The organism is Paenibacillus sp. J22R160 (assembly GCF_059692135.1).
Genome location: NZ_JCAUAU010000025.1, coordinates 1 through 24161 on the forward strand (window position 1 = coordinate 1; position 24161 = coordinate 24161).

At 44.6% G+C, this 24161-nt stretch carries 19 protein-coding genes; 14 read left to right on the plus strand and 5 right to left on the minus strand.

What is annotated here, in order from left to right; genetic code table 11:
- Window positions 1–191: 191 nt before the first annotated feature.
- Entirely contained in the window at window positions 192–434 is a 243-nt protein-coding gene (locus AC58UW_RS29260) for a hypothetical protein (RefSeq protein WP_497424089.1), read from the minus strand.
- Window positions 435–542: 108 nt separating this feature from the next.
- Here AC58UW_RS29260 and AC58UW_RS29265 point away from each other — a divergent pair, with 108 nt between their 5' ends.
- The 5 genes from AC58UW_RS29265 (at window position 543) to AC58UW_RS29285 (ending at window position 8247) form a co-directional block, all read left to right on the plus strand.
- Window positions 543–2162 carry an extracellular solute-binding protein gene (locus AC58UW_RS29265; RefSeq protein ID WP_497424090.1) on the plus strand — a complete coding sequence of 540 codons (1620 nt, stop codon included), beginning with the start codon at window positions 543–545 and terminating at the stop codon, window positions 2160–2162.
- Window positions 2163–2333: 171 nt separating this feature from the next.
- On the plus strand, window positions 2334–3188 hold the full coding sequence (locus tag AC58UW_RS29270; RefSeq protein WP_497424162.1) for an ABC transporter permease: 855 nt from the start codon (window positions 2334–2336) through the stop codon (window positions 3186–3188).
- Window positions 3189–3198: 10 nt separating this feature from the next.
- On the plus strand, window positions 3199–4080 hold the full coding sequence (locus tag AC58UW_RS29275; RefSeq protein WP_497424091.1) for a carbohydrate ABC transporter permease: 882 nt from the start codon (window positions 3199–3201) through the stop codon (window positions 4078–4080).
- A 238-nt stretch (window positions 4081–4318) separates the two neighbouring features.
- Window positions 4319–6598 (plus strand): helix-turn-helix domain-containing protein, encoded by a 2280-nt coding sequence (locus tag AC58UW_RS29280; RefSeq protein ID WP_497424092.1) that lies wholly within the window; start codon window positions 4319–4321, stop codon window positions 6596–6598.
- 26 nt (window positions 6599–6624) lie between these two features.
- A complete protein-coding gene (locus AC58UW_RS29285; protein ID WP_497424093.1) occupies window positions 6625–8247 on the plus strand; it encodes an extracellular solute-binding protein in 1623 nt (540 codons plus the stop codon).
- A gap of 34 nt (window positions 8248–8281) precedes the next feature.
- Here AC58UW_RS29285 and AC58UW_RS29290 read toward each other — a convergent pair whose 3' ends face one another.
- From AC58UW_RS29290 to AC58UW_RS29305, 4 genes are read right to left on the minus strand one after another with little or no spacing between them, the layout of a single operon-like run.
- A complete protein-coding gene (locus tag AC58UW_RS29290; RefSeq protein ID WP_497424094.1) occupies window positions 8282–9430 on the minus strand; it encodes a GerAB/ArcD/ProY family transporter in 1149 nt (382 codons plus the stop codon).
- 24 nt (window positions 9431–9454) lie between these two features.
- Window positions 9455–9697 (minus strand): hypothetical protein, encoded by a 243-nt coding sequence (locus AC58UW_RS29295; RefSeq protein ID WP_497424095.1) that lies wholly within the window; start codon window positions 9695–9697, stop codon window positions 9455–9457.
- A gap of 15 nt (window positions 9698–9712) precedes the next feature.
- The gene (locus AC58UW_RS29300) at window positions 9713–10870 is read right to left on the minus strand and encodes a Ger(x)C family spore germination protein (RefSeq protein ID WP_497424096.1); all 1158 of its coding nucleotides are present in this window, start codon (window positions 10868–10870) and stop codon (window positions 9713–9715) included.
- Between the two features lie 26 nt (window positions 10871–10896).
- On the minus strand, window positions 10897–12468 hold the full coding sequence (locus AC58UW_RS29305) for a spore germination protein (protein ID WP_497424097.1): 1572 nt from the start codon (window positions 12466–12468) through the stop codon (window positions 10897–10899).
- Window positions 12469–12658: 190 nt separating this feature from the next.
- On the opposite strand from AC58UW_RS29305, the gene AC58UW_RS29310 reads away from it, so the two are divergent.
- The 9 genes from AC58UW_RS29310 (at window position 12659) to AC58UW_RS29350 (ending at window position 24115) form a co-directional block, all read left to right on the plus strand.
- On the plus strand, window positions 12659–13444 hold the full coding sequence (locus tag AC58UW_RS29310; protein WP_497424098.1) for a DeoR/GlpR family DNA-binding transcription regulator: 786 nt from the start codon (window positions 12659–12661) through the stop codon (window positions 13442–13444).
- Between the two features lie 183 nt (window positions 13445–13627).
- On the plus strand, window positions 13628–14326 hold the full coding sequence (locus tag AC58UW_RS29315) for a hypothetical protein (protein WP_497424099.1): 699 nt from the start codon (window positions 13628–13630) through the stop codon (window positions 14324–14326).
- A 179-nt stretch (window positions 14327–14505) separates the two neighbouring features.
- The gene (locus AC58UW_RS29320; RefSeq protein WP_497424100.1) at window positions 14506–16005 is read left to right on the plus strand and encodes a sugar ABC transporter ATP-binding protein; all 1500 of its coding nucleotides are present in this window, start codon (window positions 14506–14508) and stop codon (window positions 16003–16005) included.
- A gap of 16 nt (window positions 16006–16021) precedes the next feature.
- Window positions 16022–17020, plus strand: a complete 999-nt coding sequence (locus AC58UW_RS29325; RefSeq protein ID WP_497424101.1) for an ABC transporter permease — start codon at window positions 16022–16024, stop codon at window positions 17018–17020.
- A 66-nt stretch (window positions 17021–17086) separates the two neighbouring features.
- The gene (locus AC58UW_RS29330) at window positions 17087–18094 is read left to right on the plus strand and encodes an ABC transporter substrate-binding protein (protein ID WP_497424102.1); all 1008 of its coding nucleotides are present in this window, start codon (window positions 17087–17089) and stop codon (window positions 18092–18094) included.
- 105 nt (window positions 18095–18199) lie between these two features.
- A complete protein-coding gene (locus AC58UW_RS29335; protein ID WP_497424103.1) occupies window positions 18200–19840 on the plus strand; it encodes a response regulator in 1641 nt (546 codons plus the stop codon).
- Window positions 19833–21596, plus strand: a complete 1764-nt coding sequence (locus AC58UW_RS29340; RefSeq protein ID WP_497424104.1) for a sensor histidine kinase — start codon at window positions 19833–19835, stop codon at window positions 21594–21596. The genes AC58UW_RS29335 and AC58UW_RS29340 overlap by 8 nt, the downstream gene beginning before the upstream one ends.
- Complete coding sequence (locus AC58UW_RS29345) at window positions 21593–22567, plus strand: substrate-binding domain-containing protein (RefSeq protein WP_497424105.1); 975 nt, start codon at window positions 21593–21595, stop codon at window positions 22565–22567. The genes AC58UW_RS29340 and AC58UW_RS29345 overlap by 4 nt, the downstream gene beginning before the upstream one ends.
- 453 nt (window positions 22568–23020) lie before the next feature.
- Window positions 23021–24115 (plus strand): putative 2-aminoethylphosphonate ABC transporter substrate-binding protein, encoded by a 1095-nt coding sequence (locus AC58UW_RS29350; RefSeq protein ID WP_497424106.1) that lies wholly within the window; start codon window positions 23021–23023, stop codon window positions 24113–24115.
- Window positions 24116–24161: the final 46 nt, after the last annotated feature.

A 24161-nucleotide genomic window follows, 5' to 3' on the forward strand; every position in this document is an offset into this window, starting at 1 on the left:
AAGCGAATCCACGGTGCGATAGGTTACATGTCACCAGCTCGCTTTGCTGCGCAGTTCAAGAACAAAAAAACGGGATAAGAGTGTCCACTTTCTTGACAGAGGTCCATTTCTCCTGTTAATGCGGACGATTGAGCTTGGAAACAGGGTTAAAGGAGATAATTAAAGGTGATTTTTCCAGTTATTAGATTTATTTAGTGGAGACTTGCTTGAATAAAGGTAGTTTTTCCCACTATTAGATTCGGCTCCATAAAAAAGAAGCTTTCCCAAGTCATCCAATGACCGAGGGAGCGCTTCTTTTTTGTCTCCCAGCCATCCTCCCGGTCATCTTCCCAATCTACGTCCCAGTCATCTATGCAGCCAATTTCTAAGCCATCTACAAAGACGTTTTTTTGCGAAATCGCCGATTGTTTTGGAGAAATCATCAATGATCCCATATAAAATCATCATGCGTTTTCTCATTTTACGCATAGGAACGGGCTCATCCTTCGAGTAGGCTTAAGGAAGAGATGCATCTCACCATAACCATAATGGAGGGTCAATGAATGAAGAAAATGTTAGCTTCCACAATGACCGTCATGTTGATGAGCACGATGATCGCTTGCTCCCCTCAGACGGAATCTGCACCTGCCACCAAAGATACGAAATCGACTGGAGCGGCGACAGCTACTACGTATCCGATCAAAACGGATAAAACCCTCACCTACTGGGGGGAGTTAAACGGTAACCTAACGGGTGTCAAAACAACCCATAGCGATGTGCCTTTCTTCCAAGATTGGCAAAAGAAAACGGGCGTTCCGCTTAAATTCACTGCGCCACCGACAGGTCAAACGAAAGAAGCTCTTAACGTTATGCTGGCGTCCGGAGATTTGCCGGATATGATCGAGTACAACTTCCTAAGCGATTTCCCAGGTGGGCCTGAGAAAGCGATTAAGGATGGTTACATTCTCAAATTGAATGATTTGATCGATCAATACGCGCCTAATTTGAAGAAATATTTAAAGGAACACCCGGAAATTGACAAAATGGTCAAAACGGATAGCGGCAGCTACTATGCGTTTCCTTTCATTAGAGGAGATGAATATCTCCAAGTGTTCCAAGGTCCGATTATCCGTAAGGACTGGCTGGACGAGCTAGGGCTTCCTGTGCCGGAAACAATTGATGAGTGGACGACGACGCTCAAAGCGTTCAAAGAGAAGAAAGGAGCAGCCGCACCGCTTTCTTTCATCTCCAAGCCGCGTTTCTTTAATGAATCTTATAATGGCGCATTCCTAGGAGCCTTTGGCGTTAACCGCGGTTTCTATTTAGAGAACGGGGACATTAAATTCGGACCTGCAGAAAAGGGCTTCAAAGAGTATTTGGGCTTGTTTAATAGCTGGTATAAAGACGGCCTTCTGGATAAAAATATTGCCACGGTTGATACGAAAGCCTTGGATGGCAGCTTCGCTTCAGGCGGCACTGGCGCAAGTATCGGCAACGCTGGCGGCGGGATCGGCAAATGGCAGCCGCTCGTTCAAGCCAAAGATCCGAAAGCGCAATTGGTTGCAGCGCCGTATCCTGTGCTGAAAAAAGGCGATACGCCGAAATTCGGTCAAAAGGATAAGCCATATTCTTCCGGAGGTATCGTAGCGATTACTTCCAAAGCGAAAGATCCTGAATTAGCTACAAGATTACTTGATTATGGCTACGGGGAGGAAGGCCGGATGTTCTTCAACTTCGGAACGGAAGGCGTCAGCTACAAGATGGAGAGCGGTTATCCGAAATATACGGATTTGTTGATGAAAAATCCAGATAAATTAGCTCCTGCACAAGCGATGTCCATGTACGTACGCGGCAGCTACAACGGTCCATTTATCCAAGATAAACGGTATGCGGAACAGTTCTTTACGATGCCTACACAGCGGGCAGCCGTGGATATTTGGAAGAAAACGGATGCGGACAAATACAGCTTGCCGCCGCTCACACCTACACCAGAAGAGAGCTCGGAATACGCGAAAATCATGAACGACGTCAACACGTTGGTCGATGAGATGACGCTCAAAATCATCCTAGGCAACGAGCCGGTTAGTCAGTATGAAAGCTACATTGCCAAAATGAAGTCGCTGAACCTGGATCGCGCGATTGCGATTCAAAAAGCAGCACTTGACCGCTACAACAAGCGGTAAGCATGGGAGTATAGAAAGGGAGGGCTTATAGCAGCCCTCTCTCCTACTTTGAATTGGGGTGAGGATAAGGTGGAGAGTGCCAGACCGCTTGAGAAAGCGCAGCTTGCAAGGAAGAAAGTGGACGTGAACCGTTATGTCCGCGACTTCGTTTTAAACAAATATTTATATCTGATGATGGTTCCTGTTCTTGCTTATTACCTTATTTTTCACTACGCACCGATGTACGGAGCCTTGATCGCATTTAAAGAATATTCGCCAATGAAAGGGATACTGGGCAGCCCTTGGATCGGGTTTAAGCATTTCCAAGACTTTTTTGGCAGCTATTATTTCTGGCGGATTTTGAAAAATACGATCGTTATCTCCTTGTATTCTTTGGTGTTTGAATTCCCGGCACCGATCATTTTGGCCTTGCTTATTAATGAAGTGCGCAGCAAAATGTTTAAGCGGGTAGCTCAAACGATCACGTACATGCCGTATTTTATCTCGATGGTCGTTATTTGCGGGATTATTACCGATTTTACGAATGCGGACGGGGTTATTAATAAGATCATGATGGTTTTCGGCTACGACGGACAAGCGATGCTGCAGAAGCCGGATTTATTCCGTCCGATCTACATTCTGTCGGAAATTTGGCAGCGAATTGGTTGGGAGTCCATCATTTATATTGCTGCATTAATGGGCATTGACCAGGAGCAGTATGAGGCGGCCCGAATGGACGGGGCTAGCAGATGGAAGCAAATAATTTATATTACGCTGCCGGGGATTATGCCAACGATTGCGATTATGTTTATTTTGCGGATGGGGAATTTGTTGAATGTGGGTTTTGAGAAAATTATTCTCCTGTATAACCCTGTAACTTATGAAACCGCAGACGTGATCTCGTCTTTCGTCTACCGCAAAGGGCTATTAGAGTTCGGATGGAGTTACAGCTCAGCCGTAGGTTTATTTAATTCGGTCATCAACCTGATCCTGCTGATTACAGCGAACTATATTAGCCGCAAAGTTAACGAAAGCAGTCTATGGTGAGGTGAAGGCTATGAAAAAACAAACTAGCATCCTTGAAAAATTGTTCGATGCCGCTATTTATTTAATCCTGATCGCGCTAGTCATTGTAACCTTATATCCGCTGCTTTACGTGCTGTTTGCCTCGTTAAGCGATGCGGGCCGATTAGTTGCGCACAAAGGAATTTTGTTCAAATCACTTGGTTTCAGCTTGGAAGCTTACAAAGGTGTCATGAAAAATCCGGGCATTCTCATCGGTTACCGGAATACGCTGTTCATCGTTGTCGCTGGCGTTACGGTGAATTTGCTGATGACAGCGCTGGGGGCGTATGTGCTTTCCCGTAAAAATGTCATCTGGAACAAGACGTTCATGCTCATCATCGTGTTCACCATGTTTTTCCATGGCGGCTTAATTCCCTTATATCTGGTTGTCAAAAATGTGGGCCTGCTTGATTCCCTATGGGCGACGATTATTCCGTTCTCCATCGGTACGTTCAACCTGATCATCATGCGCACAGCCTTCATGTCCATCCCGGACAGCTTAGAGGAGTCGGCCAAAATCGATGGCGCGAACCATTTTACCATTTTGTTCCGAATCATTATTCCGCTCTCTATGCCAGTCATTGCCGTTATGATCCTGTACTATGCTGTGGATAAATGGAACGGTTGGTTCTATGCTTCCGTGTTTATTAAAAGCCGGGATCTGTTCCCGCTGCAGCTTGTGCTCCGCGAAATTCTGATCGCCAATTCAACGGACGGGATGTCCGTCGGCGCGGATGCGGGCGACCGTCATCAAATTGGTGAAACCATTAAGTATGCTACGATCGTTGTGGCAACTTTGCCGGTGCTATGCATTTATCCGTTTGTTCAACGTTTCTTCGTCAAAGGGGTTATGGTTGGTTCATTAAAGGGATAAAACCGCTAAAATCCGGCCCGAATAGAGCTTTTGTCAATCCGATTTGTCATTTTGGACATTCCTCCCCTTGTATATAGAGGTATAATATAGGGAAGTGGAGACAATCCCTTCAGACTTGTATCGATCAACCAATGGGAGGAGGTCCATATTGAACATCGGTTTTCTATGGCGAAAAAGAAAAAGCATAATTTTTACGTGGCTAATCTCCTATAGCGCAGTTTTGTTCATCCCAATGATGATGAGCCTAATTATTTATTCACAATCTAGCAATGCGTTAAAAAGCGAGATTCACCGGGCCAATGATTCTTTACTCAAGCAAGTGCGCTACACGATCGACGCACAAATCGATTTAATGAAACGATTGAATATGGAGATCACCTGGAATGCGAAGCTGCAATCCTTGATGTATTCCAACATCCGTCAAAGTGACGATCAATTCCTTGCTTTTCAATTAGTAAAGGAGTTTCGGATGTACCAGACCTCCTATGCGACGATTGACGAGTTCTATGTGACTTGGGATCAGACGTCTTCCATTCTTCGGCCTGGCAATGTCCGTGATATGAAAACAGCATTCGATACGATACATAATACAGGCACACTCCGATACGAGCAGTGGCTGGATACGATTAATAATGCTGCGAATAATCAGTTTCTGTTACTGCCGCATACGGATGCGGAGAGTCCGCAAACCTCCATCGCTTATATTGCTCATCTCCCCAAAGATTTGAACGGGAAACAAACGGGGACCGTCGTTGTAATGGCGGATCTCGAGCGATTCCAGAAAGCCATGGAAACGATTTCTGGATTTAGCGGGGGGCAAATATTAATTCTTAACCATGACAATCAAGTTCTGCTTTCCAATTTGCCTGTATCGGTGAATACCAACTTGATTCTGGAACAGGCGTTAGATCCGGATCATGTGGCGTATTCACCGGCAAAGAACGGGGATTCAGAACTCTTTTATATGCAATCGGCGGTTTCTGATTTGAAATATGTGCTGGTTATTCCCAGCGGAATTTATTGGGAGAAGGCGGAATATGTTCGCAACTTCACCTATGTCAGCATCCTGATTTCGCTTATTGGAGCCGGCGTGTTAACCTGGTTTTTCATGCGTCGCAACTATTCGCCGATTCAACGGCTTGTACAGTCTCTCTCGGACAAGCATTCCGCTGAGGAGCGGACAGACGGGAATGAGCTGAGCTTCATTCAGCGAGTCATCTCCGATACCCGCAGTGAAAAGGATCAGATTGAGCTGCAATTGCAATCACACCAATATGTCCTGCGCTCCAATATGTTGAACCGGCTGCTGAAAGGGAAGATCGATACCCTCATTTCGTATGAGGAAGCGTTCAAATCTTTCGATATGGAGCTCATATCCAATGAATTCGCAGTTATTTTATTTGCTGTTGAAAATAATGAAAAGCTTTCCTCCAATTTGCCGGGGATGGATATGAATGAAAGGCGGAAGCTGATTCAGTTCATCATTACCAACGTGGTAGAAGAACTTGTCGGACATCGCGATCATGCCGGATATGTCGCGGAAGTTGACGATATGATGGTTTGTTTAGTCAATTTTGCTGACAATGAGGCAGCTGAGCTGAAGGAAGACCTAAGCTGGATTGCCTCTGAGGCCCAGAGATTTCTGCTGCGGTTTCACATGGATCTCACCATATCGATTGGAGGCATTCATTCCTCCCTTTTCGGGGTGGCGCAGGCTTATCGCGAAGCCCTGGATGCGATGGAATATAAGATGGTTCGAGGGAAAAGCGAGATCATTACGTATGATGAAATTCGGATCGATTCAGCGGATAAGCTTCAATTAGGTTATTATTATCCACTGCAAGTGGAGCAGCAAATTATCAATTTGATTAAAATTGGCGATTATGAGTCTGCTTCTTCGAGCATGAACGAGATTATGGAGCGGAATTTCAATAAGCCGCTGGTGTCGCTTACGCTGGCAAGATGCTTAATTTTTAATCTTGTGGGTACGATGGTGAAAGCGATTAATGAGCTGGGGGACGGCGATAGTCGATTGCTTGGCGATAATCCGCTTTGGATGGATTCCATCATCGCGTGCGACACGATTCTCGAAATGCAGCAGGAGCTGCTTGCCTTGCTCAAAGAAGTGTGCGCCCATGCTGCGGCCAAAATGGAATCGAACTCATCCAAAGAACGCGCTGAGACGCTGCGTGAGCTGATTGCGAATGTAACTCGCTACATTGAGGATCATTACCAGGATGCGAACCTGAACGTCAATACCATTGGCGAGCGCTTCGAGCTCAAGGGAAGCTATGTTTCGAAGCTGTTCAAGGATGGAACCGGCGAAGGCTTGCTGGATTATATTACGAAATTCCGGATTCAACAGGCCAAGCGAATGATTGGCTACAAGCAGGACTCGATTTCCGAAATTGCCAAGAGCGTCGGCTACAATGAAGTGGCGACTTTCATTCGTGTTTTCAAAAAATATGAGGGGATCACGCCTGGGAAATACAAAGAAATGCACGGATCTGCTCGGTAAGATCCCAGCTGATGGAGGTTCACCAGATGAGAATGCGTAAAAAAATACTCTTCCTGTGCATGGCGATCAGCGCCCTCACGCTAACGGCCTGTTCCGCTGTGTTCCCCTCCGCCTCGCCGGGGAAGACAGCTGAGCAAGAAGATGCAGCTCAGGGAGAAGGTCAGCCCAATTCGGCCAGAACAACATTGACTTATTGGGCTGAGCTTAACGGCAACGCCGCGAGCGTAAAGCCGAACACCCAGGATATTCCATTTTTTCAAGAATGGCAAAAAAGAACGGGCGTCCGGCTCAAATTCATCCAACCGCCAGCCAATCAGGCCAAAGAATCGATGAATGTGCTTCTGGCGTCCGGGGATTTGCCGGATATGATGGAATATGAATGGGACAGCCATCCCGGCGGCCCGGAAAAGGCAATCAGCGATGGATATATTTTGAGATTAAATGAGCTTATTGACAACTATGCGCCAAATCTCAAGAAATATTTAGCGGAGCATCCGGATATCGACAAGCAGGTCAAGACCGACAATGGCAGTTATTATGTATTTCCATTTATTCGCGGGGATGAACTGCTGCGCACGTATCAGGGTCCGATAATCCGGAAGGATTGGCTTGATGAGCTCAGTCTACAGACCCCGTCGACCATCGATGAGTGGTACACGGTGTTGAAGGCTTTTAAAGAGAAGAAAGGTGTCGAGGCTCCTTTAACTTTTTTGGGTGTTCCGAATCCGTTATTCGGCATTGAAGGCGGTGCTTTCGTTGGCGCTTTTGGGGTCAAGAAAGGTTTCTACCTTGATAAAGGTGAAGTGAAATTTGGCGCTATGGAGCAAGGGTACAAACAATTTCTCGCAACGTTCCATAAATGGTATGCTGAAGGGCTGCTGGATAAAAATATAGCCACTGTGGATACCAAAACGATGGATTCGAATATGATTAGCGGACGAAGCGGCGCAACGATCTGGAATGCCGGCGCGGGAATTGGCAAATGGCAGCCTATCGTGGAAGAGAAGGAAAAAGGCGTGATGTTCGCAGCCGCGCCATACCCGGTTTTGAAAAAAGGCGACAAACCGGAATTCGGACAGCGCAGTTATGCGTATGTAGGAACAGGCGGCGTAGCGATTTCGAGTAAAAGCAAACATGCAGAAGAGGCGGCCAAGCTGCTCGATTACGGATACAGCGAAGAAGGACACATGCTGTTTAACTTCGGTATCGAGGGAACGAGCTACACCATGAAAGACGGTTATCCGACGTACTCCGATTTCGTTTTGCGCAACGGGGATAAGCTGGCTCCATCTCAAGCGCTAGCGATGTATACGCGGTCCAGCTATTTTGGGCCTTTTGTTCAAGATATCCGGTATATGGAGCAGTACTACACGTTACCTCAGCAAAGAACGGCTATTCTGGATTGGTCGAATACGAATGTGGATCAACATATGATGCCGCAAGTTCCTAGAACGGAGCTCGAAAGCGCAGAGCTTTCCTCCATCATGAACGATGTCACAACGCTGGTCGACGAGATGTCTTTGAAAATTATACTCGGCGTAGAGTCTGTGGAAGCTTTTGATAGTTATGTAAGTAAAATTAAATCGTCCAAAATAGATCGTGCGATAGAGATCCAAAAACTAGCCATTGATCGATATGAAAAACGTTAAATAAGAAGCATATGCCATCAATGGTGGAATGGAGTCATTCGTTGACGGCATGTGCTTCTATGTTTGTGCTGCTTAGAGATTCTGGTTCCTTGGGTTTGCGGTTGAAAAAGGAAATGACTGTGAGGATGAATATAGGTATAACACCAGCGACAGTAATGAAGAGCGGCCAAACGATTGTGACGGCAAAATCGACAAACTCGGATTCATCCTTATAAAGCGTAACGGAGAGAAGGAATTCGACGAGTGCAACAGGAAAAACGACAGCTCGGTAATCCGGCAACTTCAATAACTGCGCAAGGATTAATGCCACGACGAACAAAATGATTGTGGCTTTCATATACGAACCAGCTACGAGTGCAAGACCGATGATCGATTCAATCCTCTCAATAATTTCAGCAACCTCAATGAGGCGGGCAATCTGAAAGATCGAAAATTTGTTATCGCTAGTTAGTGGTCCGATAGCCATGATGGAGCATGTGAGTGTAGTAATTAAGCAAAACCCATTAAAAAGCATGGCGCTAAACAATTTTTTGCCAAGACCCTTGTTCTTATCAGGGCGTACAAAAGGAAGAATAAGTCCAAACAGAATAATTTCCGCATATGGAAATCCCCATGCTTGGTACGCGCCATACAGCACAGGCTTGAAACCGTCCGGAAAGAGAGGGAACAGGAAGCTAACATGGTAGTAAGGTACAGCCAGCAGCAATACAAGAGCGGTAAAGAGGAGCAGGAAGAAGACAAGAATACTTGCCATTCTAGCTATGATCTCAATGCCTCCCCGCACGGTAAGCGCGGATACTAAAATAATAAGAGCATCGAAGGTGAATTTGGGCGTTTCTCTCATCATTGTACTCGTCCAAAATCCGCTGATATCGTTCACCACATGACATAGCATCAAGACGGCTACGCTTAAGAAAGGAATGGAAAGTAGAAGTGTACCTATACGTCCAATCATTTTCTCGCTGTAGCCGATCATGGTTAGATCCGGGAACTTTTTGTACAAGTGAAAAATGCATGCAAGTAACAATAAGCCCATCCCATTAGCTATAAGGAGAGAAAGGATGGCACCATTCTTAGCTGCTGTTGCTAGCGGCGAGGGGATGTTAATAATTGCTGATCCTGTCACAAAGATTAGAAATAAAATCGTCATCTGCCAAACGCTTATAGATTCTTTAGGGTTCAATCCTAACTCTCCTTCATGGAATTTCTAGGATGGGAGTTTGATGGTTTCTACGATTCGTTGGGCTGGTTGATGAAATATGAATTTCACTAAATCATCCAGATTTGGCCACTGCAGCGAAAATTCAAAGATCAAGGTTAGATACACAGAAGCTGCAAGAAGAGCTGCAATGGCAATTTGAAGCCGTTTGGAATATGTTTTCCAACACTTGGATTCATGGATGAGCAGAGAGCCATAAATGAGGAGAAGGGTGATTGTTTTGATAGCCATACGTACGCTCCTTAATTATTTAGAATACGGCTTTCCGCCTTTCATGCCAGTGCTGTATACCTTTACTTTGATATCATAAGTAAATGGGATTTGGGCAAAGCGATCTTCCCAGGTGGGTTTCCAACTTTTCCACAGTTTTGGATCTTTCCCATAGACCTTATTTCCAACGCCAATGACATCTACTTTTTCCTTCTGGAGGGCCTCAACGGCTTGTTTTAATTTTATTTGTACTTCTTTTTTAATCTTGTCTTCAAATTGTTTGAAGTGTTCTTGATCTAATAAAGAAGTACAAACAAGTTCGCCTACCGGTCCCTCCAAGGAGACCTCTATTTTAACGCCGTTTAAAGAATTTCCATTGAGTTGAATGGCCATTTTTGATTTTAAAACAGAAACCTCGTAGGACTCCCTAAGCTCTGGCGAGTCATTGCCGCAAGGAAGGGTAATAATTCCACCATTAAATTTATTCGTTAGCATCTTCAGGCCTTGTGTTTCAAAGGGGGAAAGAGAGCCAATTATTTTCCCTTTTTTGAGAAGTGCCATACCTGCAACAATCGGTTGGCTCTGACCTTCTGTTTCCACCATCCTGAGATAAGGTATCGTGGCATCGCCAACTTCGCTGGCCATCTGCAACGAGATGTTTAAAAGAATCGTTTTCATTGATTTTCCGGAAAATTTGGAACCTACATTGGTCATCTCACGAAACTGCTGAGAAACCGTATTTTCAATATAGGGCTTTATTGTTAAATAGCTGGCAGCCTTTCCTTGGCTTACCATGACATAAGAGGTTGCTCTTGGCTCATGATCCCGGGAGAAGTACTCAAGTACTTCTCCAACACTTCGGGTCTTGGCTAATTGATCGCTAATGATAATCATCCTCAAATGGCTCCACTGCGCCTTGCGCCCGGAATATACGGTGATGTTACGAATCGCTTCAAAAACGGATTTGCCTTCTGTCGTAATATTGAAATAATGCTTGCCTGCCGCTTCCTGTGGGTTATCCGGTTGATTGCCCGGTTTAAAGAATTGAACCGTCAGTTCGATTGATGAATCGCCTTTTTTATCAATCGCTACGCCTTGTACAAAAGCAAAGTTGTTCAGTTCTGTCGAATTCCAACACCCTGTGAGGAGGAGGAGGGAGGAAACAATCAAAAGTGTAGAAACGACAGAACGCATAGTGACCTTCCTCCCATTCACTTCTATTAATCATTCGGATATTTATGCTGATTGCGATTTCTTGGTGATTTCAGTAATGTTTTCATCGGCAAACGAATGAGAACATCTCTTAATTGCTTAATTTGAAAAGGCGCGAACGAAGATAAGAAAGGTTGTCCAAGGGATCGAAGAGTAAGCAAATGCAAAAGAAGTAAAAGTGCGCCAATCATTAATCCGAATAGACCTAAGGTCGCGGCCAAGATCATAAGGGGAAATCGCAGTATTCGAAGTGCGATGGCAAAATTATATTGCGGTACCGAGAAGGAAGCAATCCCGGTTAAAGCTACGACGATGACCATGATTGGAGAAGCAATTCCAGCTTTAATCGCAGCATCGCCAATGACAAGTGCGCCTACGATACTTACAGCAGACCCAATTTGGCGAGGAAGTCGAATACCGGCTTCACGAAGCAGCTCGAAGAAGAACTCCATGATGACCGCTTCCATGAAAGCGGGAAAAGGAATCCCTTCTCGCGTATTTAGTATAGCGAGCAGCAATACCGTAGGGATCAGTTCAGGATTAAAGGTGGATAAAGCAATATAGATGCTTGGTAAGGTGAGGGCTATAAGAAAGGCAATAACCCTCAAATTGCGGACCATAAATGTGTAAATCGTTCTCTGGTAATAATCGTCGCTCGTTTGGAAAAACTCGACGAAAAGTCCAGGGCAAATCAAAACAGAGGGAGTACCGGAGACCATCACGATAATCTTCCCAGCAAGCAAGGCAGAGACAGCAACATCCGGCCGTTCGGTATAACGATACTGAGGGAAAGGCGTATAAGTGACATCTTCAATAGCGCTTTCTATGTAAGAGGTTTCCGCGATTTCTAACGATTTGACCGGTTCGAGCCGTTGCCTAAAGATGTCTAGTGTTTCAGGGTTTACTGCCCCTTCTAAATAACAATAGACCACCTCGGTTTGCAGCTCATGTCCAGCTGTGAACGAGAATAGTTTGAATTTAGGCGTTTTTAAACGCTGCCTCAGCATCCCGATATTTTTATCCAGTTCTTCGACCGTCGATTCACGCGGACCTTGCACGACGGATTCAGCAGAGGGTTCCGTAATTTGTCTTTTTGTGAAATTGGGTACTTTGTAGCTGAGAGCGCGGTCCCAGGAATTAACGAAAATCACGATTCGTCCGTCAAGTATGCTTTTTACAGTACTATTAAAATCTTCGAGAACAACGGCGCTTTGTGACGAGATGCCATTATGTTCAAAAAAGTCAATCAATTGTTCTGGCGAGATCATCGATGCAGGTCCAATCTCATGGGTAACAAGATCCTGAACAGAGGCTTTCATGTAATTAAGCTCTTTTTTTTGAACCAACGTTTCAAAATAGACTGAAAATGCTGTATGATTGAGGCTGGGACCATATCTCCAATGCAGGATGGTTAGATCTTGACAATCAGCGAATAGTCCTTCAATTTTTTGTAAATTAATTGAAATGTCTTGCGAAATGATGGGAGAGTCGTTGTTCCCTTGATTAGCTGGAGGAGCCTTGGGTTCTACATGTTTGGCGGAACGGTTATTCTTGAACCACTTTTTAAATAACATGGGCATCTTCCCGTTTCATCAAAAAATCTATTGCCAACGTTAATATGCGTTCATTTTACCAAAAATATGTATTCCTTATAGAATGGAGGGTTACCGCTTACCCTTCCTGTTATTTTTTTAAATACAGATAGGCAAACGAAACGTAAAGCCATATAATGAGTAAGGACAAACAAAGTTTTTCAGGAGGAAGGGAATCATGTCATTAATTGGGGAAGAACGCAAAGACTATATACTAAACCTGCTTAACCTTGAGGGTAAAGTAAAAACGACGGACTTGGTTGATAATCTGAATGTTTCTTCTGAAACGATTCGCAGATATCTCGAGGAATTGGAAGATGAAAACAAGTTGAAGCGGGTATATGGCGGCGCCGTCAAAATCAATATCTCCCGTGAGGAACCATCCCACCTAAAGAGAGAAGTATTACATGCGGAAGAAAAACGAATAATCGGTCGTTCAGCGGCTACTTTGGTGGAAGATAATGAGGTCATTTTCATCGATGATGGCTCAACGACGCTGCACATTATTGATTATTTGCTAAATAAGAAAAATTTGACAGTGCTTACTAATTCAGTTCCTGCCCTTTACTTGCTTATTGATTATAAAAATAAGGAACTCCTCTCCGGAGATATCTTCTTTATTGGAGGAAAAGTAAGTTCATTACAGTCTCGTGTCGTTGGTTCGATGGCTGAAAAAATGATCGAGAACTTTTATGTGGATAAAGCTTTTATTTCGATTGATGGCATTATGTTGGACAAAGGGATCACGGCTTTCGATGAAGATCGTGGGCAATTTGCGAGGAAACTAATTGACCAATCGAAAATTAGCGTTGTGGTAACGGACAATTCGAAATTTGGACAAGTACAATTTTATAAAATTGCGGATTTGAACAAGATTGATATTATCGTTAGTAATGTGGATGCTCCTAAGGAGTGGAAGGAACAATTGGCACAAAAAGATATTACGTGGCTTCAAGCTGTATAGAATGAAGGCATAATGGATTGAACATCAGAAGCACCTGAGGCAGCGCCTCAGATGCTTCTATTTGTATAAAGGGAGAGATTAAGAAAAATATTCGAAAATCTAATATTATAATCATTGGATTGTGAATAAGCTATAATGTACAAGACTTGTCTCTATATTTTTCTTGCGAAAGGAATTAACCGTGTGGACATCAAAAAGATAATCTATGTACAGTCCACAGATGTTAAGAAACAGCGTCAAAAAAAAAGAAAAATGAAGGCTGTAGTTCCTTGTGCCGAACAATTGGCACTGTGCAGCAAAAATTTTAAAAAAACTCAGGCTGATCTCGAAACAGCCCAGAAAGAAATTGAAAGGCTGCAAGCTTTAGTAGTTTTAAGAGAAACTGAAATATCCGAACGAGATGCCGTTATTGCTGCGCGCGATGAACAAATATCCGAACGAGATGCGATTATTGCTGCGCGCGATCAACAAATAGCAGAACGTAATACCATCATTGCTGTACGGGATGAACAAATAGCCGAACGCAATATCATTATCGCCTTGCGGGACGGGCAAATCGTAGAACGTAATGTCGTCATTGCTGCGCTGGACGAGCAGATTGCAGAGCGTAACCTCATCATCGCGGCGCGAGATTATCAAATTGCCGAACGCGGTGTCACTATTTCCGCTCGAGATGAGCAAATCGCTTCGTTGACTACCGTAATTTCTTTGCGCGATATTCAAATCGTAGAAAGAACGAATACGATTATTTTACGTGATATACAGCTTATTGATTTGGGGCAGAAGATAAATGCTCAGCAGGCTGAATTGAAGAGTCTAACGGAAGAGAATCTGCAACTGAAACTAGAGAATGCCAAGCTGAAAAAGGAGACTCCCCAGTAGGGAGTCATTTTGCGTTCTCATCAATTGTGTTATTCCCCCTTTCTTATCCCCGAACAAAATCCAATCGTTCATCGATAATTCAGTAATTTTTCGACTTTTCCATGAAAATACTCCACTCTCAATTGAAGCGTTTACAGCTAAGATGAAAGCAGTAAACAATATTGAGGTGAACAACAGAAGTGACACATCCACTCGTGCAAATGGAAGGTATTGATAAATATTTCCCCGGCGTACAAGCGCTCTCAAACTGCCAATTTGAATTGAAGCCGGGTGAGGTCCATGCCTTGGTTGGTGAGAATGGTGCCGGAAAGTCAACGATGATGAAGATCCTAACCGGCATCTACCAGAGAGACGGCGGACGCCTCCTTTTGAAAGGAAAAGAGGTACAGATCCCGGATACAAAAGCAGCTCAACGACTAGGCATCAGCATCATTCATCAAGAACTCAACTTAATACCCGATTTGACCATAGCTCAAAATATGTTCATTGGCCGGGAGCCGCGTAAGAAGCTGCGATTTGTACTAGACGAAAAGAAAATAAATGACGACACGAAGGCGCTCCTGGAACAACTAAACCTGAATTTGGATCCACGTATGAAAATATCGGAGCTTAGTGTAGCCAAGCAGCAAATGATTGAGATTGCCAAGGCTTTGTCTTTCAATTCCGAGGTACTCATCATGGATGAACCAACCGCGGCACTGACGGAAGCGGAAATTAACGAGCTGTTCCGGATGATTGAGAAGCTGCGTCAAAACGGTGTAGGCATCGTTTATATTTCTCATCGCATGGAAGAGTTAAGAAGAATTAGCGATCGGATAACCGTCATGCGGGACGGTCGTTATATCACCACGTTAAAGACCCAAGATACGTCCATGAATACGATCATTTCGATGATGGTTGGAAGGGAAATCGTCGTTGAGAAGCGGCCTAGCTTGCAAGCCGGACTGAAGGAAACTGTCCTGCAGGTCAGCAATTTGAGCAGAGGAAATGCCTTTAAGGATATCAATTTTACGGTGAATGCTGGTGAAATAGTGGGGGTGGCTGGTTTGATGGGAGCTGGTCGAACGGAGATGGCGCGAGCCATTTTTGGGGCAGACCCTATGGACACTGGCGAAGTCTATGTGCACGGGAAGAAAGTGAGAATTCGCGGAACCCATGATGCTGTGAAACACGGAATAGGTTATCTTTCAGAAGATCGCAAGCGATATGGGCTTGTCGTGGATATGGCGCTTGGAGCGAATATCGCCTTGCCATCCTTGCGTAAATTCCGGAACAGCTTCGGATGGATGAAAGATCGTCGCATCGAACAAGTATCAGGCCAATATGTGGAATCATTGAAAATAAAAACGCCAAGTGCTCAGCAGAAAGCTAAGTTTCTGTCAGGAGGCAATCAGCAAAAGGTAGTCATCGGAAAATGGTTGCATCGCGATTGCCAGATTCTCATCTTCGATGAGCCGACAAGAGGTATCGATGTGGGGGCTAAATCGGAGATTTATGCGCTGCTCGAGGATTTAGCCAAGCAGGGAAAAGCTATTCTCATGATTTCCTCCGAGCTGCCCGAAATTTTGCGTTTAAGCCATCGTGTTCTGGTGATGTGCGAAGGCAGGATAACCGGCGAGCTGCCAGGGGATCTAGCCAGCCAAGAAGAGATTATGAAATTAGCGACAAGCCGCAAGTAAGAAAGGATGGACATCCATGCAATTAAGCAGTTTGAAATCTTCGAAGCCAATCATTCCTAAGACAGCCGCTACACAGAAACTGTTAGCTTTCGCCAGTTTAGCCCTTTTAGTTGTTATTTTCTCTGTCTCTTCCAGCAATTTCTTGCAGTTCACGAATATCGTCGGGATCCTCTTATCAACAGCTGTAATCGGCGTCCTGGCGCTAGGCTCAACGTTCGTTATCATTGCTGGCGGCATTGATCTGAGCGTCGGCACTGTTATGACCTTCTCTGCTGTAATGACCGGTGTGTTCATTACGAACTGGCATTTGCCGATTCCCATTGGGATACTCGCAGGGATTGTAACAGGTGTTCTCTGCGGATTGTTCAGCGGATTTGCTGTAGCTAAGATGAATATTCCGCCGTTTATTGCGACACTGGCTGTCATGATGATGACGAAAGGCTTGTCACTCGTGATTTCGCATGCGAAACCCATTTATTTCAATGAAACGCCTGCATTTCGTGAAATCGTGATGGGCACAGCACTGGAGAAGGTGATTCCGGGCTTGGCAGTTCCGAATGCCATTCTGATCTTCTTCGGGCTAGCCATTATTTCAAGCCTGGTGCTGACGAAGACCGTTATTGGACGCTACAACTTTGCTTTAGGCAGCAATGAGGAGGCAACGCGGCTATCCGGTGTCAACGTCCGCTTCTGGAAAATTTCAATCTATGTATTGACCGGATTGTTTAGCGGAATTGCGGGAGTCATGATCGCTTCAAGATTAGATTCCGCGCAGCCGGCGCTTGGGATGGGGTATGAGTTGGAAGCCATCGCAGCGGTCGTCATCGGGGGCACTTCGTTAAGCGGCGGTCAGGGATCCATACTGGGAACCGTCATTGGGGCTTTGATTATGAGTGTGATGACCAATGGCTTAAGGATTCTATCCGTACCTCAAGAATGGCAAACGGTTATCGTCGGTATTGTGGTTCTACTTGCGGTGTATGCAGATATTCTGCGTCGGCGTAAGGCTGGATAATGACCTCAGGTATTCCTTCTTTGTAAGAATTCATATACCAATTTCAAGTAAAAGGGAGACGGAAAAATGAAAAACAAAATGAGTAAAATGGTTATGACTGCCGCAGTATTAACGCTTTCAGTATCTCTTCTGGCTGCTTGCGGATCAAGCTCAACATCCAGTACAACCACGTCATCATCGGCAAAACCAGCATCTTCTAACGGTTCAAAGCCTTATATTCCTGTCATTTCCAAAGGTTTTCAGCACCAGTTCTGGCAAGCAGTGAAACAAGGAGCAGAAAAGGCCGCCAAAGAATATGACGTGAATATTACTTTCGAAGGCCCGGAAACCGAGGCACAGGTCGACAAACAGATTGAAATGCTGCAAGCTGCTTTGGATAAAAAACCTACCGCCATCGCTTTCGCAGCGCTGGACAGCAAAGCATCCGTCTCGCTCCTGCAGAAAGCGAAATCCGCGAATATTCCGGTTATCGGCTTCGATTCCGGCGTAGACAGTGATATTCCCGTTACGACAGCTGCAACGGATAACAAAAAAGCCGCAGCGCTCGCCGCTGACAAAATGGCGGAGAAGATTGGCGATGCCGGTGAAGTTGCGCTTGTTGTCCATGACCAAACGAGCCGCACCGGTGTTGATCGCCGAGATGGCTTCGTAGATCAGATGAAAGCGAAGCATCCGAACATTAAAATCGTTGATATTCAATATGGCGGCGGCGACCAATTGAAATCAACCGATTTGGCCAAAGCCATCATTCAAGGGCATCCGAATCTGAAGGGCATTTTCGGAGCCAATGAAGGCTCGGCGATTGGTGTCGTCAATGCGGTAACAGAGCTCAAAAACGATAAGCTTGTCATTATCGGCTATGACTCGGGCAAAGCGCAAATTGATGCCATTAAGAGCGGCAAAATGGCAGGAGCCATTACCCAAGATCCGATCGGCATTGGCTATTGGTCCGTCAAAGCCGCGGTCATGGCGAGCAAAGGCGAGAAAGTAGAGAAGACCATAGATACGGGCTTCCATTGGTATGATAAAACGAATATTGACTCAGCTGAAATCAAGGCGCTGCTGTATAACTAAGAGTAGATGAGGTTGCTCCTACGCGGGCAGCCTCTTTCTCAAAAAGAAATTCCTGTTCATAAAAGGAAATGTAAGCGTTATTCTCGAATAGAGTTGAGGTTCAGAGTGAATTTGTTAACCCGAGGTGGTTCGGTGTATTCCCTAATCATAGTTGACGACGAAGAAGCTGTAAGGGAGAGTATTCGTGAGAAAATAGATTGGGAGACCTATGGCTTTGAGCTAGTTGGCTCTTACGGTGATGGGAGAGAGGCTTTGGATTCCCTCGAAATTCGGCTGCCTGATGTTATTATTACGGATATTTCGATGCCCCATATGGATGGGCTGGCTCTTGCTGCTGCAATCGCCGATCGATACCGGGATATTACCGTCATCATCATGACGGGGTTCGGGGAATTCGAATACGCCAAGCAGGCCGTAAAACTGAAGGTGTATGAGTATGTGATGAAACCTGTTAGTCATCACGAGTTTACAGGTATTTTACAACATTTGAGAATAGAGCTGGATGAGAAACGGTTAAGGAATGAAGATGTATCCAGGCTGCAAAGCCAGCTAAAGATGAGCTTGCCTTTATTGCGTGAGCAATTTTTAGAACGCATGGTAACCAGCGATCTGAAGAAAGAGGAGATTCTGAATAAATTTGCTCTGTTTCACTTGTCACTCCCAGGGCCGTACTTTATGGCGGCAACGTTAGATGTGGAAGAATTTATGTATCCAATTGCTGCGAAAATAAACTCGGAGACCGAATTGCTGCGGTTTGCCGTGTATAATATCGTCCACGAAATTTTCGAATTAGAGCAGGGAGGTATTGTCTTTCGAACGAGAGACGAGAGAATCGGCATCATTTTCGCCGGAGAAATGCCCTATTTGATTCTAGCTGTCCAGAAGTATGCGGAGCAAGCCGTGCAGTGCATAGAAAAGTATGTGAGAGTTCGCGTTTCGATCGGGATTGGCAGACCGTACCAGGCGATGGAAGAGTTGTCTAAATCTTATTCCGAGGCGGTTTCCGCGCTCGATTATCGATTTATAGTCGGCAAAAATAAGATCATTTCTATTGAAGATATCGTGCATGGCAGGGGCCAGCTGCAGGTGTATCATGCTGAATGGGAACGTAAGCTGATCGCAGCGCTGAAGACGGGAAATAGAGAACTTTTCGCCAAACTGCTGAATGACTGGATGCATGAGCTGCGCGCTTCGCAATCATCGGTAGATCGCTGCTACATTTATGTGCAAAGGTTTCTTGTCTCCATCATTCAATTATTTGAGGATTCCGGCCATGACGCACTGGAGGCTGCAGATATTCTAGGGCAGGTCAGAGCCTACCAGACACTTGATGAAGTAAAAGTATGGTTAGAGTCGTTATGTTTGCAGTTGTTTGAACAGGTCATGTTGAAAATGGCGCAGGATGTAGACTCATTGTTAATCAGGTCTGAAGTGTATATTTTAGAAAACTATCACAATGAGAATTTATCGCTGAATGATGTGGCCCAGCACGTATATATGAGCATGAATTATTTCAGTGGGCTGTTCAAACAAAAGAAAGGCCAATCCTTTATTGAATATGTCACATGGATACGTCTTGCCAAAGCGAAGGAATTGTTAACAGAGACGAATTTGAAGGCCTATGAAATTGCTGCGAAGATTGGATATGGCGATCCGCAATATTTCAGCGTGATTTTCAAACGGCATCATGGGATGACACCCAAAGAATATAGAGCAGCAAGTAGAGAGGGGATCTCTCTTGAATAAGCGGCGTTTTTTTAGATTTAAAAGCATACACACGAGCATAGCTGTCGCCTTCTCTTGTCTAATCATAGGCACAACGCTTATTTTGAGTTATAACACGTATCGCCAATCGTCAGATTCTGTTACCGAAAACTCTGTGCAGTACACGAATGAACTGATCAATCAGGTCGGAACGACCATTGAGACGTACATCGATAATATGAAAAGTATTTCGTCTCTTCTATATAATAATGGGCAAATCAGACAGTATTTAACGATGGCAGATCCACATTCAGAAGTAGGACAAAGCCTGGTAAACACTATTGAAAGCTCCCTTCAAGTTATCGTTCAATCCAGAAATGACATTAGTGCGATTCTTTTTATAGGTTCCAATGGAGCCGTGATCTCCGACCGGGAGCAGAGCGCTCTGAAAAGCTATCCGGAGTTAATTGCGCAGGACTGGTATACGAAAGCGAAGAACGGCTCCATCTATATCTCCTCTTCGGAAGTTGAACATGTCTATCGGAACGAATATCCATGGGTCATCTCCATGAGCCAGCAATTTCGGGGCAACGATCGATTAGACAAGACCGGCGTGCTGCTGGTTGATTTGAACTACACGATCATTAATGACCTTTGCAGCCATATTCAACTAGGTAAGAGAGGTTATGTGTTTATTGTCAATTCCGAAGGTGACCTCGTTTATCATCCTCAGCAGCAGATCGTACATACGAATTTGAAAAGTGAACCCATTGAAACGATTTTAGCCTCGGAAGACGGGCAGCTATCTTTGGAAGAAAATCAGCACGAGAAAATCTTATCGATCCGAACCACGAATTTCGGTTGGAAAATTGTTGGTGTTACTTATCCCGAAGAGCTAGTTGGCAATAAGAAAAAAATGCAGTTGTCAACGGTTCTGTGGGGCAGTATTTGCTTGATCATCGCGCTGGGTATTTCAATCGTACTGTCTTTTACACTCAGCAGACCGATTAAGAAGCTTGAAGCGAATATGAAACAGGTTGAGCAGGGCAACTTTGACATCCGAGCTGACATTACGCAAGCTGATGAGATCGGGAAATTAGCGAGAACCTTCAATGTCATGATTGTTAAAATAAAAGACCTCATGAAGCAAATTGTCCAGGAAGAGGCGCTGCTTCGGTCTAGTGAAATCAAAGCGCTGCAATCTCAAATCAATCCGCATTTCTTGTATAACACGCTGGAATCTATCATTTGGATGGCGGAAACGAACAAAATGAGAGAAGTCGTGAAAATGACTATGGCACTTTCCAAAATGCTGCGCTACAGCATCGGTAAAGGGGAACAAGAGGTTTCTATTTCCATGGAAATGGAGCATTTAGCTAATTATCTCACCGTTCAATCGATGCGATATACGAGCAAATTCTCCTACGAGATTGAGGTTGAACCAGAGCTCCAAGACTGCCGGATACTAAGAATTGTTCTGCAACCGCTCGTAGAAAACGCGATTTACCATGGCATTAGGCGCATGGAAGAACAGGGACATATCCGCATTCACGGCCGGATGGCTGACGGAGTCATTCAAATTACGGTAAGCGATAACGGTTTAGGTATGGATAAAGCCAAGCTGCAAGGCTTACTGGGGCCTTCTAAGGATCAGGGACTTGGCGTTTGGAATGTGCATCACCGTATTCAATTGTTTTACGGTTCAGGGTATGGCTTGTCTTTCGAAAGCGAACTGGAAGAAGGGACAGCGGTCACACTGCGCATTCCTTACTCGCAGTTGGAGGTGAAAGACGAATGAAGCGCTGGCTTTTATTAATTGTCATTGCGATCATGTCGATTTGCATTTATATGTATGGCTTAAAAGTGGCAGGTAAAAATAATCAGCCCATTGTTTTTGTACCCAAGACGATGGATAAACAAATTGAATTTTGGCAGGTCGTCGAGCAAGGCGTCAATGCCGCTGCTGCGGAGACGGGGACTGAAGTGAAAGTCATTGGCACAGAGACGGAAAAAGATGTCGATGGTCAAATCCGGCTATTGCGCGAAGCGATGGCGATGAAACCCAAGGCGATTGTCTTGTCGGCCTTAGATTTCGAGCGAACGGTGCCCATTGCACACGAGATTGTCAAAGCCGGCATTCCCTTAATTACCGTGGACTCTGGTCTCAAAGGAGGCATTTCCAAATCGTTTATCGCGACGGATAATGTGGAAGCGGGCAAAAAAGCGGGTGAAGCGCTGATCCAGACGCTGCCTAATCGCGGGCAAGTTGCTATTATTAATTTCATTAAAGGGTCATCCACATCCATTGAAAGAGAAAGCGGACTTCGCGCTGCCATTCCAATGGACATGGGCTTTCAAATCCTGGATACCTATTACAGCGAGGGATCTTCGGGAAAAGCGTACGACATTACGCTGCAGCTGCTCAAGGATTATCCGAATTTGCAAGGAATAGTCGGATTAAATGAGCCTTCGACGCTTGGCGCGGCAAAGGCGCTTCATGACTGGAGGAAGCCCGGTGAGATCAAGCTAATTGGCTTCGACAGTTCCATGGAAGAAATCGGCTTCCTGGAAGAAGAAATCATTCAGGCGATGGTCGTCCAAAAGCCGTTCAATATGGGTTATGTCGCATTGAAGACGGCAGTTCAACTGAGCAATGGGCAGAAGGTGGAGGGAAGGATCGATACGGGCTCGGAGGTGATCTGGAAAACGAACATGTATACGAAGCCAAATCAGAAGCTGCTTTTTCCAATTCTAGATAAGCGTCCTTAGAAGTGAAATAAGAGGTCTTCTCCGTAATACGGGGTAGACCTCTTAATCGTTATTAGTGATTCTTTCGATGAATTCGAATATTTCAGAGGTTTCGCGTGATGTTAATGTTATATTTCATGACGCAATCGAGTTAATATTCTTGATTTATATCTTTTTTGGGATATTTCGAAAAAAAAGTGCTCTTATGTCACCTATGATGACATTAAAGTGGTTGACACACCCAAGAAGAAAAGCTTATAATTCGATTATAAAAACAACCAAAAACAATTAAAATCAATTAAATTAAGTTGTTTTTATGTTTGTTACTGAAGGAAAACGATGTGGGGGGGATCTTTGATCGAAAGTTGATCAGCGAAAACAATGTTTTGCACCCAGACATTACAAAATTAAAGTAGAGAGAAGAGCGTGTACAATCGGAAGGAACAGATTATAACCAGGAGAGGAATCGGAACAATGAAAAAATTAACTAGAAGTTTAGTCGTTGCGGTTACATTGGTTTCTTTATTATCGGCATGCGGCAAATCGGCAACCATCAATGAATCAACACCTGGAGCAGCTGCAAGTCCTGCTGGAACAAGCAGTATAGATTCAACCAGTAAGGAATTGACGGTGTATACGGCACTTGAAGATGATGCGATCAAGAACTATCTAGCTAGTTACAAAAAGAAATATCCCGATATTAAACTTAACATTGTCCGAGATTCGACAGGGGTAATCACGGCTAAGCTGCTGGCAGAGAAAGACAATCCGCAAGCAGATATAGTTTGGGGATTAGCGGCAACAAGTTTGCTGGTGCTCGATCAAAGCAATCAGCTAGAACCCTATGCTCCGCAAGGGGTAGATCGCATACTTCCTGAATTTAAAGATAAAAATGTACCGGCTCATTGGGTTGGCATCGATGCTTGGGAAACGGCTTTCATCGTCAACAAAACAGAGATGGAGAAGCGTAAATTGCCAATTCCTGAATCGTATGCCGATTTAATTAAACCGGAATATAAAGGGCTTATCACGATGCCTAACCCGTCTTCCTCAGGAACAGGCTTCCTGACTGTATCTGGATTAATCCAATTGGAGGGCAAAGATAAAGCTTGGGACTATATGAACAAATTGCATGATAATGTTGCCATGTATGTTCATTCTGGTTCGAAGCCGGCTAAGTTGGCTGGTACGGGAGAGTACCCAATCGGTATTTCATTTGGATATCGCGGCTTGCAGGAGAAAAAGAACGGTTCCCCGGTAGAGGTTGTGTTCCCGAAAGAGGGCTCCGGGTGGGACGTAGAAGCTAATGCGCTTATTAAGAAGAAAACGATTAAACAAGTGTCCCAGCAGTTCCTGGATTGGGCCATTACAGATGAAGCTATGAAAGAATACAACAAAAATTATGCCATATTAGCTATCAAAACCGATACTACTGAGCTTCCTGAAGGTTACAAAGTGGATCCAATCAAGCAATTAATCAAAAATGATTTAAACGAAATTGCCAAGAATCGGGCAAGCATTTTGACGGAATGGGATAAACGATATAACACGAAGAGCGAGCCGAAATAACCAAGCAATTTTCATGAACGGCTGCTGCCTAGACCTGCCCAGGTTA